Consider the following 3,029-nt stretch of genomic DNA (forward strand, 5'->3'; position numbering starts at 1 on the left):
TCATTCTCTCCTGGCGCGGTGGCTCTAGTTCTTCTTTTGCCACCGTTCTCATCTTTGGTTAGTCTAAACTACAATAAATAAAAACGATGCACCCTTATGAATGGGGAATCCTAGGTGTCAAGGCGCTTGATTTTTACCCGCTCTTCGACTGTGCCGGCTGCTCACATTGCTCCTGTTGATGTGACAACTTCGTAGCAGCGCTGGCATCAATTCCTCCCGTCACACCTGGGTAGCGATCGGCTTGAGCGACAGCTCGATCGCCCATGACGGAGCTCATAGAATCAAACAGGCGAGCGGCTACCAATCTGGCGGCGTAGCTTCAGCTATTGAGGAGGATTTTGCGGCGGCAATCGACGCGCGCCTTTCTTGCATCGGTCGATATTGTGGCGATCGTCGGCAAAACGCAATTTGAAAAGTTTAAGCAGCTAAAAGGTGATGGGCGATCTCATAAAAACGCATAAAAACGCATAAAAACGCATATTGCCGAAGTTTTCCTAGGTCTGCCGCTTTTTGATTTTCCCTTGCTGATCACGGAGAAACCAGGAGCGATCGGCTTGTTGGGCAGTCTGATTGCTCCTGGTTGATTCCCCGGTAAATCGATAGGGAATAAGAAATTACTATTTCTATAAATGGATAGGCGGGGAGATTTGATTTACTTGATCGGCTTTGCAACGATCACAGACGCTCTCGCCCTTAAGACACCGTATTAGGGTCTGCTCTTAACCTGCCTTCATACCAACAGTTTAGCCGATTGCAAAGCGCGGGCCCGACAATAATATTTCACCCGACTGTCAAGGCTGACATAACGGCTGCTGTGTTGCCAATTTTCTCACACTTGCTTAACTTGATTTTTAATTCAACTTAGATACTGTAACTTGACTATTAAGTCAATCCACTTTTTGTTAAAAACGCTAAAAAATTAGCTAATTGTTGCGTCAGCTAAAGTCAGGCATTTGCAGTATAAAGTCAGGCAAGTGCAGTATAAAATCAGTAAGATTACAGGTTTTTGCAGGGGCTGCACTCTACCTGTATTTACCTGAGAATATCCTGCAAATGCCTGACTTTTTCGGTCAAATCACTGCTTTTTTGTGCTGTTCGTGCCATAACCTGTTGGGACTGGTTATGGCTGTTCTTTGTTAGTAGCAAGCAATGTTTTTGTCCGTACAAAGCTTTATTTATTACTTTTAAAGAAAAACAATGCACCCTTATGAATGGGGAATCCTAGGTGTCAAGGGGAGCGCGTTAGGCTAGCTATCGGACGAACGATTCCCTCGCGATGGATCATAGCCATCAGCCGGCTGCTTCGCTTGCAAACAGGAGGGCAAGGCGCGATCGCGTCAGGCATCCGCCGCCGATACTCAACAGCACCAACTCGAATGCGTCGTGCGATGATCCACTCCATCGTAAAGACGGCTGCCCTGTACACCAACTGGCTCGCTCTTGGCTTCAATATCGACTCACGCTCGCGTCAAGCACAGTTCTATCAAAGTCCAAACAGCCTTTGTCAAACTTTCGAGCCTTGGCTGTCGAAAGTGAACGATCGCTAACTTCAACTCCCAAGAATTCCTATGGCACTCTTGCAAAAACCATAAAAACCATAAATTGATTATTTTTACCCCCCTCTTACGTCTATTTGACATGGCTTGCTATGCGACTGGCGCACTAATTAGGAGGATTGAGGAGGATTCAAGAGGTGTCGGAGTACAGAAAATCACGCCAAAAGCAACAATTCTTTACAAAAACTAATAAGTATTTATACTTAAAATGAGGCTAAAAGTAGGAAATAGGAGGTGTAATGAGTAATAAATGTGCTGTTTTCTCCTCTTTTTTCCTCCTTATTTTTGGCTAAAAATTTTGAACCAGTCAGAGCGACTTTTCTGCATTAGTTTGGTCAAGGTGCACTCGGATTGATAGGGTCAATGGGGAGCTTGCGTCAAAGCGGCTTGCAGGCTTATTCGGATATTCGAGTAACGGTAGCCGAGTCACGAGTTGCACCTTTTAAGGTCGAGACAATTCTTTGAAAGCGCAATGCTGTCGGCTAGTCTAGTAATAGTAGCTATCGCCACAAACACCTAAAAACTGGGGGATGGGGGTGTCAAAGGGCTTGAATTTTACCCGATATTCAACTGTTCCGATAAATGCCATCGATGCCATGTTAGCCCAGTGTGTCAAAGGATTTGAATTTTACCCGATATCCAACTGTGCCGATTGCACGAACATTGCTCCTACTGTTGTGACAACTTCGTAGCAGCACTGGCATCAATTGCCGCAACTGTCCCATTGAGCTTGGGTAGCGTCGGTACAGCCTTAAATTTAGAGTCGTTTGACGATCGCGCTCTTCAGAAATCAAGTACAACCGTGGCGTTAAGCGAAGGCAATTGTCACTGCCTTCAAAGTGCCTAGTTTAACAAGTTTCCCGACAGGAGCTCTGACTACAAATTTTACTTGCTTGCCTTCGTAACGGTTAGAGCATTCTGGCAGCCCAAAAATTTACTGAGACATCTCGCTTTTTTGTACAAAAGTGCGGTAGCACGCTCATTCAATAAAGCCAAGCCAACTGAACTGCAACTGTTGCTATAAAACGGCTACCGCCATTGTTCCGATACATTGATATGCAATAGCTGAATTTGGGGCGTTTTAGCAACAAAAATCGCAGGAAAACTCATAAAAACTAAATTTTATGCAAGATAGGAAGCTAGGGAAAAAAGTGAGGAGCAGTGGTAGCAATAGCAATGTTGGGAGATATATTTATACCGATACCGGTAAAGGAAAGTTCCGGCTAAGTTTTCTCAAACTTATAATGCGATCGCTCCTACCTACAATGGCTTCAAGCAGCCGGGGCAAGCGCTGTATTCGCTACTAGGCTCTTGCCCTTCAACGAGCGCCGAGCGGTAAATTAAAGTCGCCATACCTAGATTATTCGCTATTCGCGAATATAGAATAAAGGAAACTATGCGCTCGCTCATCCGCTATGCTAAAACCCCAAGATATCCTTGCAATACTCAAAGTCCACAGTTGGGATTCAACGA

General features: G+C 45.0%; 2 protein-coding genes. Both read left to right on the top strand.

Annotated elements, in window-relative coordinates; genetic code table 11:
* Nucleotides 1-241: 241 nt before the first annotated feature.
* Nucleotides 242-412, top strand: coding sequence for a hypothetical protein (locus QUB06_RS34270; protein WP_333439255.1), 171 nt, complete (start codon nucleotides 242-244; stop codon nucleotides 410-412).
* 799 nt (nucleotides 413-1,211) lie between these two features.
* The gene (locus tag QUB06_RS34275) at nucleotides 1,212-1,547 is read left to right on the top strand and encodes a hypothetical protein (protein ID WP_333439257.1); all 336 of its coding nucleotides are present in this window, start codon (nucleotides 1,212-1,214) and stop codon (nucleotides 1,545-1,547) included.
* The last annotated feature ends 1,482 nt before the right edge of the window (nucleotides 1,548-3,029 follow it).

This window comes from Microcoleus sp. D2_18a_D3 (genome assembly GCF_036702455.1).
Classification (GTDB): Bacteria; Cyanobacteriota; Cyanobacteriia; order Cyanobacteriales; family Microcoleaceae; genus Microcoleus.